Origin of the sequence: Polaromonas sp. CG_9.7 (assembly GCF_015752205.1) — a bacterium.
Classification (GTDB): domain Bacteria; phylum Pseudomonadota; class Gammaproteobacteria; order Burkholderiales; family Burkholderiaceae_C; genus Polaromonas.
This window is the reverse complement of record NZ_JADOVG010000006.1, coordinates 76,722-90,545: the sequence shown is the minus strand read 5'-3', so window position 1 is coordinate 90,545 and position 13,824 is coordinate 76,722. Positions and strand designations below refer to the sequence as shown.

Annotated in this window: 13 protein-coding genes; 3 read left to right on the top strand and 10 right to left on the bottom strand. The window is 54.9% G+C overall.

The annotated features are described in order from the left end of the window. Nucleotides 1–67 precede the first annotated feature (67 nt). The 7 genes from IWX87_RS08015 to IWX87_RS07985 form a co-directional block, all read right to left on the bottom strand. Complete coding sequence (locus IWX87_RS08015) at nt 68–592, bottom strand: shikimate kinase (RefSeq protein WP_196863115.1); 525 nt, start codon at nt 590–592, stop codon at nt 68–70. A 17-nt stretch (nt 593–609) separates the two neighbouring features. Next, complete coding sequence (locus IWX87_RS08010; RefSeq protein WP_196863008.1) at nt 610–2,013, bottom strand: hypothetical protein; 1,404 nt, start codon at nt 2,011–2,013, stop codon at nt 610–612. Nucleotides 2,014–2,193: 180 nt separating this feature from the next. Beyond that, on the bottom strand, nt 2,194–4,215 hold the full coding sequence (gene pilQ / locus IWX87_RS08005; RefSeq protein ID WP_231374677.1) for a type IV pilus secretin PilQ: 2,022 nt from the start codon (nt 4,213–4,215) through the stop codon (nt 2,194–2,196). Between the two features lie 113 nt (nt 4,216–4,328). After that, a complete protein-coding gene (locus tag IWX87_RS08000) occupies nt 4,329–4,880 on the bottom strand; it encodes a pilus assembly protein PilP (protein ID WP_196863006.1) in 552 nt (183 codons plus the stop codon). Then, nucleotides 4,877–5,554, bottom strand: a complete 678-nt coding sequence (locus IWX87_RS07995) for a type 4a pilus biogenesis protein PilO (RefSeq protein ID WP_196863005.1) — start codon at nt 5,552–5,554, stop codon at nt 4,877–4,879. Before IWX87_RS07995 ends, IWX87_RS08000 begins: the two co-directional genes overlap by 4 nt. 21 nt (nt 5,555–5,575) lie before the next feature. Further along, complete coding sequence (locus tag IWX87_RS07990) at nt 5,576–6,184, bottom strand: PilN domain-containing protein (RefSeq protein WP_196863004.1); 609 nt, start codon at nt 6,182–6,184, stop codon at nt 5,576–5,578. After that, nucleotides 6,181–7,260, bottom strand: a complete 1,080-nt coding sequence (locus IWX87_RS07985) for a pilus assembly protein PilM (RefSeq protein ID WP_196863003.1) — start codon at nt 7,258–7,260, stop codon at nt 6,181–6,183. The genes IWX87_RS07990 and IWX87_RS07985 overlap by 4 nt, the downstream gene beginning before the upstream one ends. 261 nt (nt 7,261–7,521) lie before the next feature. Between IWX87_RS07985 and IWX87_RS07980 the strand changes: the two genes are divergently transcribed. Further along, entirely contained in the window at nt 7,522–9,939 is a 2,418-nt protein-coding gene (locus tag IWX87_RS07980; protein ID WP_196863002.1) for a penicillin-binding protein 1A, read from the top strand. A 62-nt stretch (nt 9,940–10,001) separates the two neighbouring features. Here the strand turns inward: IWX87_RS07980 and cyaY are convergent, their stop codons facing one another. Further along, nucleotides 10,002–10,337 (bottom strand): iron donor protein CyaY, encoded by a 336-nt coding sequence (gene cyaY, locus IWX87_RS07975; protein WP_196863001.1) that lies wholly within the window; start codon nt 10,335–10,337, stop codon nt 10,002–10,004. 12 nt (nt 10,338–10,349) lie between these two features. Here cyaY and IWX87_RS07970 point away from each other — a divergent pair, with 12 nt between their 5' ends. Beyond that, a complete protein-coding gene (locus tag IWX87_RS07970) occupies nt 10,350–10,565 on the top strand; it encodes a lipoprotein (RefSeq protein WP_196863000.1) in 216 nt (71 codons plus the stop codon). A gap of 137 nt (nt 10,566–10,702) precedes the next feature. Further along, nucleotides 10,703–11,995: a diaminopimelate decarboxylase gene (gene lysA, locus IWX87_RS07965; protein WP_196862999.1), complete on the top strand. Its 1,293-nt coding sequence runs from the start codon at nt 10,703–10,705 to the stop codon at nt 11,993–11,995. Nucleotides 11,996–12,116: 121 nt separating this feature from the next. Here the strand turns inward: lysA and IWX87_RS07960 are convergent, their stop codons facing one another. Both IWX87_RS07960 and msrP read right to left on the bottom strand, forming a co-directional pair. Next, on the bottom strand, nt 12,117–12,776 hold the full coding sequence (locus tag IWX87_RS07960) for a sulfite oxidase heme-binding subunit YedZ (RefSeq protein WP_196862998.1): 660 nt from the start codon (nt 12,774–12,776) through the stop codon (nt 12,117–12,119). Further along, nucleotides 12,776–13,774: a protein-methionine-sulfoxide reductase catalytic subunit MsrP gene (gene msrP / locus IWX87_RS07955; protein ID WP_196862997.1), complete on the bottom strand. Its 999-nt coding sequence runs from the start codon at nt 13,772–13,774 to the stop codon at nt 12,776–12,778. The genes IWX87_RS07960 and msrP overlap by 1 nt, the downstream gene beginning before the upstream one ends. Nucleotides 13,775–13,824: the final 50 nt, after the last annotated feature.

Here is a 13,824-nt window from a genome sequence, read left to right as displayed (position 1 = left end):
TCGGCAGGGATTGACGAGCTGCTGTATTACGCGGTGTTAAGGGTCAACACTGCTGAATGGCGCGGCTTCATGGCCCCGGAACAATGCCCGCCAGTTCGAGTTGCATGGCGATCATGTTGACCAGCGTGGACACCGAAGGGCGGCCGGTCTCGATGACGAAATGCGCGGTTTCGCGGTACAGCGGATCGCGCTGGGCAAACAGGTCGCGCAGGCGGCCCAGGGGGTCGGCGACCTGCAGCAAGGGACGGCTGACATCATGGCGGAGGCGGCGAAACAGTTCTTCGGGTGAAGACCGCAGGTACACCACATGGCCCCGGTCATGCAGTCGCTGGCAGTTGGCCGGGCGCAGCACCGAACCGCCGCCGGTCGAAAGCACCCCGCTTGTCTGCTCCGTCAGTTCGTTAATAACCGATTCCTCTACATCGCGAAAGCTGACTTCCCCTTCCCGCTCGAAATAGTCCCGTATGGAGCAGCCGAGCCGCTCCTCGATAACGTGGTCGGAGTCGAGAAAAGGGAGCTTCAACCGCCGGGCGAGTTGTCGCCCGACGGTGGATTTACCGGAGCCGGGGAGGCCTACTAGTGCAATCAATATAAAAGGCTTCAGATTTATTACTTCGGGTACGTAACGTTGATCAGTGGCAAGGTTGTCACGCGCGATCCAGCCCTAAACTTAACTTCGACTTGAGCCGTTGCAGTCCCAGATCCAGTTGGATTACATGCCGGGCTCAACGTGGTATTCGATGCGTCGAATTCTAAAGATACAGGGGTTCTTTGAGTTACCAAATCCAAAACTGGTGAACCTGTTTTCACAGAACCGGTAAAGTCAGTGGTCATACCCTTGATCTCGATTATTGTCCCCGAAGGCGCAGGAAAACCAGTTGGAGTACCAACAAACGCTGACACCGTAAATTTGCATACATTTCCAGGTGCGCTAAATATATTGATGATCGAACCTCCCGATGCCGCAGAATAGAGATTGACTAAATCGAGATTGGAAACTGTAAAGTCGAGAAAACCGCTAACGGCAACTCCATTACCTATCTGTGTGGAAGCTACCACGCGTGCACGTTCACCGTCAGCGGGACGGGGGTCTTGAACGGTATACATAACATTACAACTACCATTAAGAGTTGTGCAACCGCCTCGGGAGGAAGTGCCTACAGCACCAAAATTTGCTGTAAACACGACGGGCACGCCATCGGCAACGGGGTTTCCGTTGGTATCAACAATAGCCACAGTGATCTCAGAACTATCGCCAGTGATTCCGAAATTCAAGTTGTATTTAGTGGCGGACAAATCGAACCCTGCTTGAGTTACGACACCCGTTGTCACCAAAAGTTGATCCGACTGGGAAGTAATAGACGAGGTGTCTGATCGAGTAACCGTAGCCTTGATCACTACGGCCGTCGCCACGCTCTTAGATGACACCGTTGTGACTACAACGCCATCAGCATCACTGGTTGAACCGGGGATATTCAATGTCACGTCATTTGCTGGCACTACCGCGAAGGTGACAGTAGCGCCTTTCACTGGAGTATTGTTTTTGTCAACCACACGAAACCGCAAGGTTGCCGACTCCGATCGCCCATTGCCACCTGCACCGGCCAGAACGATAGATTTGTCAGCAGGATTTACATCTAAAAAATTCAATGCATTAGCCAATGCTTGAGGATCTGGCGCTGTAACTCCTCCCGTAGGCGCACTGGTCACTGCAATTGATTTTTGCGCAGCAATTGCACCTCCAGAAACCGTAGCGGAAGCACTAACAGTCGTTGCGCCGACTGAAGACGAGGAAGCCGCACGAATCTCAACGCTAGCAACTCCGCTTGCGTCAGTCAAAGCCGTCTTGGAGGCTGGCGCGAAAGAAAGCAAACCAGAACCAGTTTCGGCAAAGGTGACCACCGCCCCAGGGACAGCTTTACCTGCAGCATCTTTTAAAGTAATCGACACTTTGGAAATCTCAATTGCCGAAATAGAGTTTGTTGAGGCGCCAGCGCCGCTAATTACATCCATGCTCATAGATGCAGTCGCTGCTGTTTGTGTATCGCCAGTTGCAGAGGTCCCACCTGAAGCAGTAGTACCCGCACTTCCGCCCCCACCGCCACAAGCCGCCAAAGCTATCACTATCGCCGTGACCGATAAGCATTTTAAAAACTTCATTTCACTCTTCCCTACTTCAGAAATAAATTCTTGTTATCGCGCAGCAGCGCGGTCCGTAATCATCTTGGGCGTGATGAACACCAGCATTTCCTGTTTTCGGGAAGTGCGTTCGCGGCTTTTGAACAGGTTGCCGAGGTAAGGCACATCGCCCAGCAGCGGAACCTTGGTTTCATTGTTTGTTTCTTCGAGCGTGAAGATGCCGCCAATCACCACCGTGCCGCCGTTCTCAACCAGCACCTGCGTCTTGATGTGCTTGGTATCGATGGCAATGCCGGCGGCCGTGGTTTCGCCGCGGCTGTCCTTGTTCACGTCCAGATCCAGGATGATGTTGCCTTCGGGCGTGATCTGCGGCGTGACTTCGAGTTTCAGGTTGGCTTTACGGAATGCCAGCGACGTGGCGCCGCTGGAAGTGGCAGTCTGGTACGGAAACTCGGTTCCCTGCTCGATCAGCGCCTTGACCTGATCCGCTGTGACGACGCGGGGGCTGGAAACGATTTTTCCCTTGCCATCGGCTTCAAGCGCTGACAGTTCCAGATTCAGGAAGCGATTGGCTGCTGCGTTGAAGATCGACACCGCAAACGAAGCTGCATTGTTGGCAACGCCCAGCGTTGAGGCGGGAAAGCTGACGAAATTCCCGCTGGTATCGGCAGCCGTCGCGTTGTAATTAGTGCCCAGCGTGACATTGGTATTGCCATTGGACAAGGCACCGGCTGCGCCGATCATGCCGCCGCCAAGCCTTACACCCAAGGACCGCCCAAACGTGTCAGACGCCTCGACAATTCGTGCCTCGATCAGTACTTGCCGAACGGCAATGTCCAGTTTGCCAATAAGGCTTTGCACCTGCTCCAGCCTGGAAGGAATGTCGGTGACGAACAACTGGTTGGTTCTTGGCTCGGCGATCACGCTGCCCCGGCTGGACAGTATGCGTGCAGTGCCTGCACCCACGCCGCCAGCGGAAATCTGCACGGCAATTTCACTGGCCTTGGCATAGTTGATCTGGAAAGACTGGGTGCGAACCGCTTCCAGGCTCTGGATTGCAACGCGAGATTCCAGTTCCTGCTTGTCTTTGGCAGCGAGTTCATCTTTGGGGGCAATCAGCAGAACATTGCCGGTCTTGCGCATTCCCAAGCCCTTGGCCTGCAGAATGATGTCCAGCGCCTGGTCCCAAGGCACGTCTTTCAAACGCAAGGTGACCGAACCGGTGACTGTGTCCGAGGTGACCACATTGAAATTAGTGAAGTCGGCAATCACTTGCAGCAGAGAACGAATTTCGATGTTCTGAAAGTTAAGCGATAACTTTTCACCATTGAAGCCCGTGCCCTGCGTGAGCTTGTCGGGATCTATTTTTTGCGGACGCACTTCCAGCACAAACTGGTTGTCACTCTGGTAGGCGCTTTGCTCCCATTGGCCAGTGGGTTCCACCACCATGCGAACCTTGTCGCCCACCTGCGAGGTGGTCACGGTTTGCACTGGTGTTCCAAAATCTGTGACGTCGAGTCGGCGACGCAGCCCTTCGGGCAAGGCAGTTTTCAGGAACTCCACCACGACAGTCTTGCCCTGCTGGCGAATATCAACACCAACCTCGTTGTTCGGAAGAGCAACCACGATGCGGCCAGAGTTATCGGGACCGCGCCGGAAATCGATATCTTTGAGCGGCAGCGTATCGCGGTTACGGCTTTCTGCAAACACCGGTGCTGCAGCCATCGAAGGCGCAGCAATGGCTTGAGAATCCAGAATGATGAGCAACGACTTGCCTTGCAGTTCGGCCTTGTAAGCGGTGGGAGTTTTCAAGTTAAGCACGACGCGGGTACGCTCGCCGGCCTGGATTACGTTGGCTGAGCGCATGTTGCCCAAGTTGATTTCAATCGCCGAGCGGCCCAGGGAATTGCTGACCCCTTGAAAGTCAAGGGCGATGCGGGCAGGTGCCTGAATGCTGAAACCCGTGGGTACGCTGGTTAGTGGTTCAGTCAGTTCGATCCGGATCACTTCCGAGCCACCCTGCACCGACCCCGAAACCGCCTGGATAGAGTTTTCTGCTTTTGCCAGAAGGGGCATGCTGCTGGCCGCTACCATCACACTTAGCAATGCACAACGCATGCCGTGTCTAAACAAACGCGGCAGACTCTCTTGCGCCCTCGCCCTCACTGCCAATTCCGCTGCCTGTTTGTTCATTTCTTTTCCTCTAGAAGCTGTAAAGTCGCGGGGCGCTCTGTCCATTCGCCTGCTGCGTCCTGCACGATTTCACGCAGCACCACACTGGCCTCGGTCACGGAAGTAATGCGGCCATAGTTTTGGCCTAGATAATTGCCGACGCGGACCTGATAAATCAGGTTGTCAACGCGTAGCAGTGCCACGGGCTGCCCGGCTTTTGTCAAACTGCCGACCATGACCACGCTGTCCAGAGGCGTTGCCTCCAGCGGCTCCTTGCGGCGACTCAGTTCCGGTGTGATCAGCGCTGCATTGAATGTTGCCTGGCTGGAATCGCGTTTGAGTGCCAGCACCAGTTTCTGGTTGCTGAAAGGCTCTATCGATCCTTCCTGGTCATAGGTTTGCGGCGTGAATTTGGTCGGTGGCTGCAAAGGGGAGACCTTGGATCGGGTGATGTCGCGTTGAGCGCTCATCCATTGCTGCAGTTCTTCATGATCCGATGAACCACATGCTGCCAGCAAAAGCAGGCTGCACGCCATGGTCAAGGCAAGAGATTGCCGTATCGCACTCATTGCTTGGCTCCATTGGCCAGAGCATTCTTGCGCTGCTGCGCAATTTCTTCACTGTCGAGATAGCGGAAGGTTTTTGCCGTCGCGTCCATGACCAGGTTCCCGTCTTTTGCCGGTGTAATGGCCATATTGTTCAGCGTCACAATGCGCGAGAGGTTGGCAATATCGGCTGCAAATTCACCCATGTCGTGGTACTGGCCCGTGACCCTGACCGCAATTGGCAACTCAGCGTAGTAGTCCTTGATAACCACCTGCCCCGGGCGGAACAGTTCAAACTGAAGGCTACGACCCAGTCCGGCCTGATTAATGTCCGACAGCAAGGCGTCCATTTCAGCCTTGCTGGGCAACTGCTTTTCAAGCTGCGTTACATACTGTTGAACCTGTTCGCGCTGTCTTTTCAGCGCATCCAGATTGATAGCTTGTGTAAGCTTGCCGGTGTAGTCCTGACGAAGCTGAACTTCCTTGGTCTTTTCCGCAGTCAGTTCTTCATTCACTGCACTAAGCCATACAAACCATAGCGCGACCACCATCGCGGCCGTAAGGGCAACACACAGAAGATAGCGCGGTAAAACGGGCCAGGACGATGGATCGTTTGGGTCCAGTCCGGTAAACTGGTTCTGGATGCGACTTTGGAAAGCCGAAAAATCAAAGACAGGAGTGGACGTTTTTTTTACCATGATCAATTCATTCGTCCCGCATCAAGGCTTGGTGGCGGCAGGTGAAGACGAAGCGGCATTTTTTTGATCACTGGTCCGCTTGATTTCCATGCGCATCGAAAAATTTGAGACCCGGCGTTGATCACGAGGGCTCAGCGAAACCATTCCCGCAGTAATTTCTACCAGTTCAGGCTTGGACAACCATGCGCTGTTGTTGGAAACATTACGCAATAGCTCTGAAACTCGCTCGTTTGATTGGGCAATACCTGTTAGCAAGACCGTCTGGTTTTCTTGCTTGAGGCTGTTTACATAAACGCCATCTGGCAGCTGCCGTACCAGTTCGCTCAGTAAATATACCGGTAAGTTGCGGTTTTCCTGCAAATCCTCAACTGCTTTTTGACGCGCCTTGAGCGAGTTGATTTCTGCCTGCAAAGTTGCAATATCCTTGATCTGCTCGTCCAGACGTGTGATTTCAGTTTGCAAAAAAGTATTTCTTGCACGCTGGCTTTCGATTTGCGTCAAGTACCAGGAATACGTGATGCTGCAGATCAACACCCCAGCCAGCGCAGCCAAGCCAAGAGTTATAAAAAATACTTCACGTCGGCGTTTTCGTGCAGCTTCCCGGTGAGGCAACAGGTTGATCAGAATCACTGTGCAAACCTTCGCAAAGCCAAACCGCAGGCAGTCAGGTAGGACGAGGCTTCGCGCCGCATTTTGTTTTCCATCACGCCTTTGCCGATTTCCATTCCATCAAAAGGATTCACCAATTGACATGCAAAAGCCGTCTGCTTTGTCACCGATTCCGTCAGCCCGCCCAATGAAGATGATCCACCAGCCAGCATCACATAATCAACCCGGTTGTAGGGCGTGCTGGCAAAGAAAAATTGGAGCGCGCGGGTGATTTCCTGGGTCATGCTTTCAACAAACGGCTTCAGTACACCCAGGGCATAGTCTTCGGGCAGTTCTCCATTACGTTTTTTGGTTTCTGCTTCTTCAAGTGAGAAACCATATTGCCTGACTATCAGCTGGGTCAGTTGTGCGCCGCCAAACGCCTGGTCACGTTCATACAAGACTTCATCATTTCTGATGACCTGCAGGCTGGTGGTTACCGAACCAATTTCAAACAGCGCTACCATCGTGTCCACGCCCCTGTTTGGCATGTTCTCTATCAACCGCGCCGTTGCAAGCCGGGACGCATAGGATTCCACATCAACCACAATAGGTTTGAGTCCGGCAGCTTCCGCCAAACCTTGTCGGTCCTGGACTTTTTCCTTGCGAGAAGCAGCAATCAGCACCTCGACATCGCCACTGGAGGTTGCGCTTGGCCCCAAGACACAAAAATCAAGACTGACATCATCCAGCGAAAAGGGAATGTATTTGTTGGCTTCGGATTCAACCTGAATCTCGAGCTCTACATCGCTCAGCCCTCCAGGCAGAATAATTTTTTTACTGATTACCGCCGAAGGTGGCAGCGCCATGGCTACGTTGCGTGTGCGCGTGCCGCTTTTTTTCACAACACGGCGAAGCACGTCCGCCACTTCATCGAATTTCTCGATGTTGCCATCGGTAACCCATCCGGCATCCAGAGGTTCGATAGCACAGCGCTCAAGCACCAGGCGGCCAGCCTTGTCGCGACCCACCTCGACCAGCGTGACACTGGACGAGCTGATGTCTACACCCAGTAAAGGGGGTTGTTGACGGTTAAATAAGGATCCCAGTGAGATCAAGGGCGCCCCCGGATGAATGGCTACTTACTATGTAACCTTTGTTAAAAATTCAGTCGAATGTTAGCATTTAGCTCACAAAGAAGTAACCATTTTTACGAATCAAAATCAGGAACTCGTTGTCAAATTAAGACAAATTTCAGCGATTTTGCAGATGTAAGAAGTTACTACAAACTGTAACACCACCATTCAAAAATACTTGCCCGAAACACTTGGACATCCAGATATTTTTATAATGCGAATGCGACTCTAAGATTGACCTTGATGCCCCTATCCTCCCGAACTCCTGCTTCCCGAACAACATCCAGCACAGAAAAGCAGCCGACTTCCTGGCTGCGCTCTTTTACGAAGTTCTTTTTCGGCGGAATTGGTTTGGTACTGGCCAGTCTTGCCGGCTTGGCAATTTTTCTGGCGGTAGCGCTGGCAGTCGCCTATCCCAACTTGCCGGATATTTCCGCCTTGTCTGACTATCGCCCCAAGCAACCACTGCGGGTGTACACGGCTGACGGCGTCATCATCGGGGAGTTTGGCGAAGAGCGACGAAGGCTTACGCCTATTGAAGAAATACCGCAGAGCATGAAGGATGCGGTCCTCGCCATCGAGGATGCACGATTTTTCTCGCATGGTGGAGTGGATTATCTGGGCGTGGTACGTGCGGCTTTGGCCAATCTGGGCCGGGCCAAAAGCCAGGGCGCCTCAACCATCACGATGCAGGTTGCCCGCAATGTTTACCTTACCGCCGAGAAAAGCTACACGCGCAAGATTTATGAAATCCTGCTGACCTTCAAGCTGGAGCATTCACTGTCGAAAAACCAGATCCTCGAGATCTACATGAACCAGATTTTTCTGGGAAACCGCTCTTACGGCTTTGCCGCTGCGGCTGAAACTTATTTTGGCAAATCACTTAAGGACGTCAGCATTGCCGAAGCCGCCATGCTGGCTGGACTGCCCAAAGCGCCATCAACCTACAACCCGATTGCCAACTTCAGCCGGGCCCGGACGCGTCAGCTTTACGTCATTGAGCGTATGGAGCAAAACGGGTTCATCAATCCCCAACAGGCGAAAACAGCCAGGGAAGAAGCACTTCACATCAAGACCGGACGCGACGAGGGACGTGTGCATGCGGAATATGTGGCCGAGACCGTTCGCCAACTCGTGTTCAACCAGTATGGAGAAGAAACCTATACGCGCGGTCTGAATGTCTACACCACGCTCAAGGCAGCCGACCAGACGGTCGCCTACAAGGCCTTGCGCAAGGGCATCATGGACTATGAACGCCGGCAAATCTACCGGGGTCCCGAAAAATTCATCGACCTGCCATCCAACCCGCCGGAAGTTGAGGATGCCATTGACGAAGCCCTGGCCGAGAATCCCGATAACGGAGACATCATGTCGGCTATCGTGCTGGAAGCCGGTCCCAAGCGAATCATTGCGATGCGCCAGAACAGTGAAAAAGTGACCATTACCGGAGAAGGCCTTCGACCTGCACAATCAGGCCTGACGGACAAGGCCGGTCCGAACATCAAGATTCGCCCTGGCGCGCTGATCCGGGTGGTCAAGACATCTAAGGATGCGTGGGAAATCACACAATTGCCCGAAGTCGAAGGTGCCTTCGTGGCCATGGACCCACGCGATGGTGCGGTTCGTGCACTGGTTGGGGGCTTTGATTTCCAGAAAAACAAGTTCAACCACGTGACCCAGGCCTGGCGTCAGCCCGGTTCGAGCTTCAAGCCTTTTATTTATTCGGCAGCACTGGAAAAAGGTTTTACCCCTGCCACCGTCGTGAACGACGCACCCCTGTTTTTCGATGCTGGCGTGACCGGTGGACAGCCATGGGAGCCGAAAAACTACGACGGCGGTTTTGAAGGCCCGATGAGCATGCGCACAGCCCTTAAAAAATCAAAAAACCTGGTGTCGATCCGCATCCTGCAATCGATCGGTGCGAAGTATGGACAGGAATGGGTGACGCACTTTGGTTTCGACGCAGAAAAACACCCGGCTTATCTGACGATGGCGCTGGGTGCCGGCTCGGTCACACCGATGCAGATGGCAACGGGTTACTCGGTTTTTGCCAACGGCGGTTACCGCGTCAATCCTTACCTGATCACCAAAATCGTCGACCAGCGGGGCAAGGTCCTGCTTGAAGTCACGCCGCCAGCGCTCAACGAGTCAATGCGCGGCATTGATGCCAGGAACGCGTTCATCATGGACAGCCTGCTGCAGGAAGTGGCGCGTTCAGGCACTGCAGCCAAGGCCCAGGCGATGCTCAAGCGTCCGGATATTTTCGGCAAGACCGGCACCACCAACGACTCGATCGACACCTGGTTTGTCGGTTTTCAACCGACGCTGGCTGCTGCAGTCTGGATGGGTTACGACACGCCCAAAAAGCTCGGAGACCGTGAAACAGGCGGTGGCCTGAGCTTGCCCATTTGGATCAACTTCATGGAATATGCCCTCAAGGGCGTGCCGGTCACCGAATACCAGGCGCCTGCAGGCGTGGTCAACCTAAATGGCGAGTGGTATTACGAAGAATATGCAAAGGGCGCGGGCATCAGCAGCGTGGGCATGCAGCCAGAATCCGGTGCTTCCAGCGAAGAAACAGGGTCTGCGCCAGCCGGCGGCATTCAGGTACTGCCCCCGTCCGAAGAGAAAAAACGAATTCTGGACCTTTTCAAGAACTGAGATTTTCGTGTGCTTTTAAGAAAAAACGGACCTCAGGTCCGTTTTTTTGAGCTGAAGAATGGTCAATCAGCAGCGGAAAATACCAGTGTCTGGCCAGTCTGTTCGCTGGCGTAACGCGACAGATTGGCGAAAAACTCCCGTCCGTCCTTGGTATCGAGCCATTGCCCATTGGTGCATTTATAGTGAAATCCGCCGGCCCTGGCCGCCATCCAGACTTCCTGCAGCGGTTTTTGGAGGTTGATGATGATCTGGCTCTGATTGGAAAAAATCAGCGTGATCATTCCACCTGTGCGCTGGTTGTCGATGTCCACATCGCTCTCGTCATTCAAGCGGTCGCAAGTCTGCTCGACCGCCTTGAGCACGCGCTCCGCCTGGTTCTGGTATTCAAGGTCCGTCATTACAATCCTGTCATGGTTTTTTCATATCGAATTCTAGGCCGCCTTGCCCATGTCGTTGCCAGGCATGGTTTTGTTGGCATCGTGGCGGTCGCCGCAACCCTGTCCGGCTGCGGGCAGAAAGGCCCCCTGTTTTTGCCGGTTCCCCCACAGGCACCTCCACTGGCGATGTCGCCCAGCCTTTCATCACTTGCCGCGCCAGCAACAGCTCCGGCATCAGCAGCACGATAGGCATTGCGAGCGTGGCGGTGATTTATTTTTTCATGCGCTGATTGGCATGGCAGCGGGTCACGCCGCCTTACTGCAGCGCCATCCGCCAGCGTGTCATTGATCCCATTTTTGCCCTTTGCTTCAACAGAACCCACCCCATGCCACTTCCCGTTTCTCCCGCCCTTCCCGGTCACCCCCATTTTGCCTACCAGGACAACGCGCTGTTTGCCGAAGCTTTGCGCGTCAGTGAGTTGGCAGCCACGTACGGAACGCCTCTGTTCATCTATTCAAAAGCCGCCATGCTGTCGGCGCTGGCGGCCTACCAGCGCGGCTTTGAAGGCCGGGATGCACAGATCTGCTACGCGATGAAGGCCAATTCCTCGCTTGCCGTGCTGCAGGTGTTTGCCCGGGCAGGTTGCGGCTTCGACATTGTCTCAGGCGGCGAACTGGAGCGAGTTCAGGCAGCAGGCGGCGACGAGGGGAAAATCATTTTTTCAGGTGTTGGCAAGACGCGCGCCGAGATGCGCCAGGCACTTGGCGCAGGCATTGGCTGCTTCAATGTCGAAAGCGAAGCCGAACTCGACGTGCTGTCGGACGTGGCATTGGCCATGGGACTGCGCGCGCCCGTCAGCATCCGTGTCAATCCGAATGTCGATCCGAAGACGCATCCGTATATTTCCACCGGCTTGAAGGGCAACAAGTTCGGCGTGGCCCATGAAGACGCCGTGCGCATCTACCGTCATGCCGCTTCGCTCGGCGGACTGAAAGTCGTCGGTATTGACTGCCACATCGGCTCGCAGATCACCGAGGTGACGCCCTACCTTGACGCCATGGACCGCGTTCTGGATCTGGTGGCGGCGATTGAGGACGCAGGCATTGCGCTGACGCATATCGACTTTGGCGGCGGACTGGGCATCGACTACAACCACGACACGCCGCCCGAAGCCGATGCGCTCTGGCGGCAACTGCTGGCCAAGCTCGACGCGCGTGGTTATGGGGGAAGGAAACTGATGATCGAACCTGGCCGTTCGCTGGTTGGCAATGCGGGCATCTGCATTACCGAAGTGCTTTACCTCAAGCCAGGCGAACAGAAGAATTTCTGCATCATCGACGCGGCCATGAACGACCTGCCGCGCCCGGCCATGTACCAGGCTTTCCACGCCATCGTGCCTGTCGAGCCGGTCATCCCGGAGGTGGAGGGGACTGTTTATGACGTGGTGGGGCCAGTCTGCGAAAGCGGCGACTGGATTGGACGCGACCGCGTGCTGAACGTGGTGGCCGGCGACCAGTTGGCCGTCATGTCGGCCGGGGCCTACTGCATGAGCATGTCCAGCAACTACAACACCCGGGGCCGCGCGGCAGAACTGCTGGTGGATGGCGATGTGGCCCGGCTGATTCGTGCGCGCGAATCGGCGGCCGACACCTTTCGCGGTGAACTGCTGCTGCCCTGAGTAGAGCGCCAAAGTGTCTTGCCTGGAATCACAGCGCTGTCGCAAGCTGAATTTTAGGCAAAAAATGCCCCTGGCGCCTATCCCATATGCGCATACAGCTACTTATTTGATAGCATAAAAGTCAGCGAGTAGCCACGACTGGCTGACTTGAAACCTGCGCCCGTTTCTTGGACCAGTGGTGCCACACGCGCCAGCCCAATAGTGTGGCAACAATGGCAGCATAGACAAAGACTTCATTGAAGTTATTTTTTCCGGCGCGCATCCAGAAAAAATGCAGGATACCCAAGCCGGCAATCAGGTACACCAACTTGTGCAGCATCTGCCAGCGCTTCGCACCCATCGCCTTGATGGCGGCATTGAAAGAAGTGGCTGCCAGCGGGGTAAGAAGCACAAAAGCCGAAAAACCCACCAGAATGAACGGTCGCTGGATGATGTCTTTAACAATTTCGCCTACATCGAACCCTTTGTCAAACCAGCTATAGCTGAGCAAGTGAATCACGACATAAAAATAGCAAAAAAGCCCCAGCATGCGCCGAAACCGCGCCAGCGCCGGCGTTTTGCTGATGACCCGCAAAGGGGTGACCGTCAGCACGATGCAGACAAACCGCAAGGTCCAGTCGCCCGTGGCACGGATCAGCGCTTCCGCCGGATTCGCCCCCAGCTGGTCAGCAAAGGCCTGGTAGAAAAGCCATGCAAACGGCAGCAGGCACAGCATGAAGACCAGCGGCTTGGCCGCGGGGTGCAGCAACCATTTTTGCCGCTGCGCCATCACGGCAGCCATCAGAAGTACTTCTTGAGGTCCATGCCGGCGTAAAGCTGTCCGACTTGCGCTTCATAGCCGTTAAACATCAGCGTCTTGCGCTTGCGGGCGAACAACCCGTCCTCGCCAATGCGCCGCTCGGTGGATTGGCTCCAGCGCGGGTGGTCAACGAGTGGATTGACGTTCGAGTAAAAGCCGTATTCCTGTGCCGCCGCCTTGTTCCAGGCAGTGCGCGGCTCCTTGTCGGTGAAGCGGATTTTGACAATGCTCTTGCCGCTCTTGAAACCGTATTTCCAGGGCACGACCATGCGCACGGGTGCGCCATTCTGGTTGGGAAGCACCTCGCCGTACATGCCAAAGGTGAGAAGCGCCAGCGGATTCATTGCCTCGTCCATGCGCAAGGCTTCGACGTAAGGCCATTCAAGCACGCGCGAGCCGACAAATGGCATGGTCTTGGGGTCGGCCAGCGTGATGAATTCAACATACTTGGCGCTGCCCAGAGGCTCGACCTTTTTGATCAACTCGGACAGTGAATAGCCCACCCACGGAATGACCATCGACCAGCCCTCGACACAGCGCAGGCGGTAAATCCGCTCTTCCTGCGGGCTGAGCTTGAGCAACTCTTCAAGCGTGAAACTTTTCGGATTCTTGACCAGGCCTTCGACTGCCACTGACCAGGGTTTCACTGGCAAGGTTCCGGCGTTTCTTGCCGGATCAGCCTTGTCAGTGCCGAACTCGTAGAAGTTGTTGTAGGTTGTCACGTCCTTGTACTCCGTGACTTTTTCCATCGTCACGGCACCGGCAACTGAAGACTTTGCGCCGACCAGCGCCGCCAGCTTGTCCGGCTTGGGGAAGCCCTGAGCCAGCGCATCGCGCCCGGCCCAGCCAGCCAGCGCAGCGCCTGCCGTTCCGCTGGCCATAAGCTTGATCAGGTCGCGCCGGCCCTGGTAGATGCCTTGCGGTGTGATTTCACTGGTCACCGGATGGTTGTGTCCGCTTGAATTTGTCTTGATAAGCATGAGAGTTCCTTTCGATCCTGCAATGGTTGCCTGTAGTACGCAGCAAATCC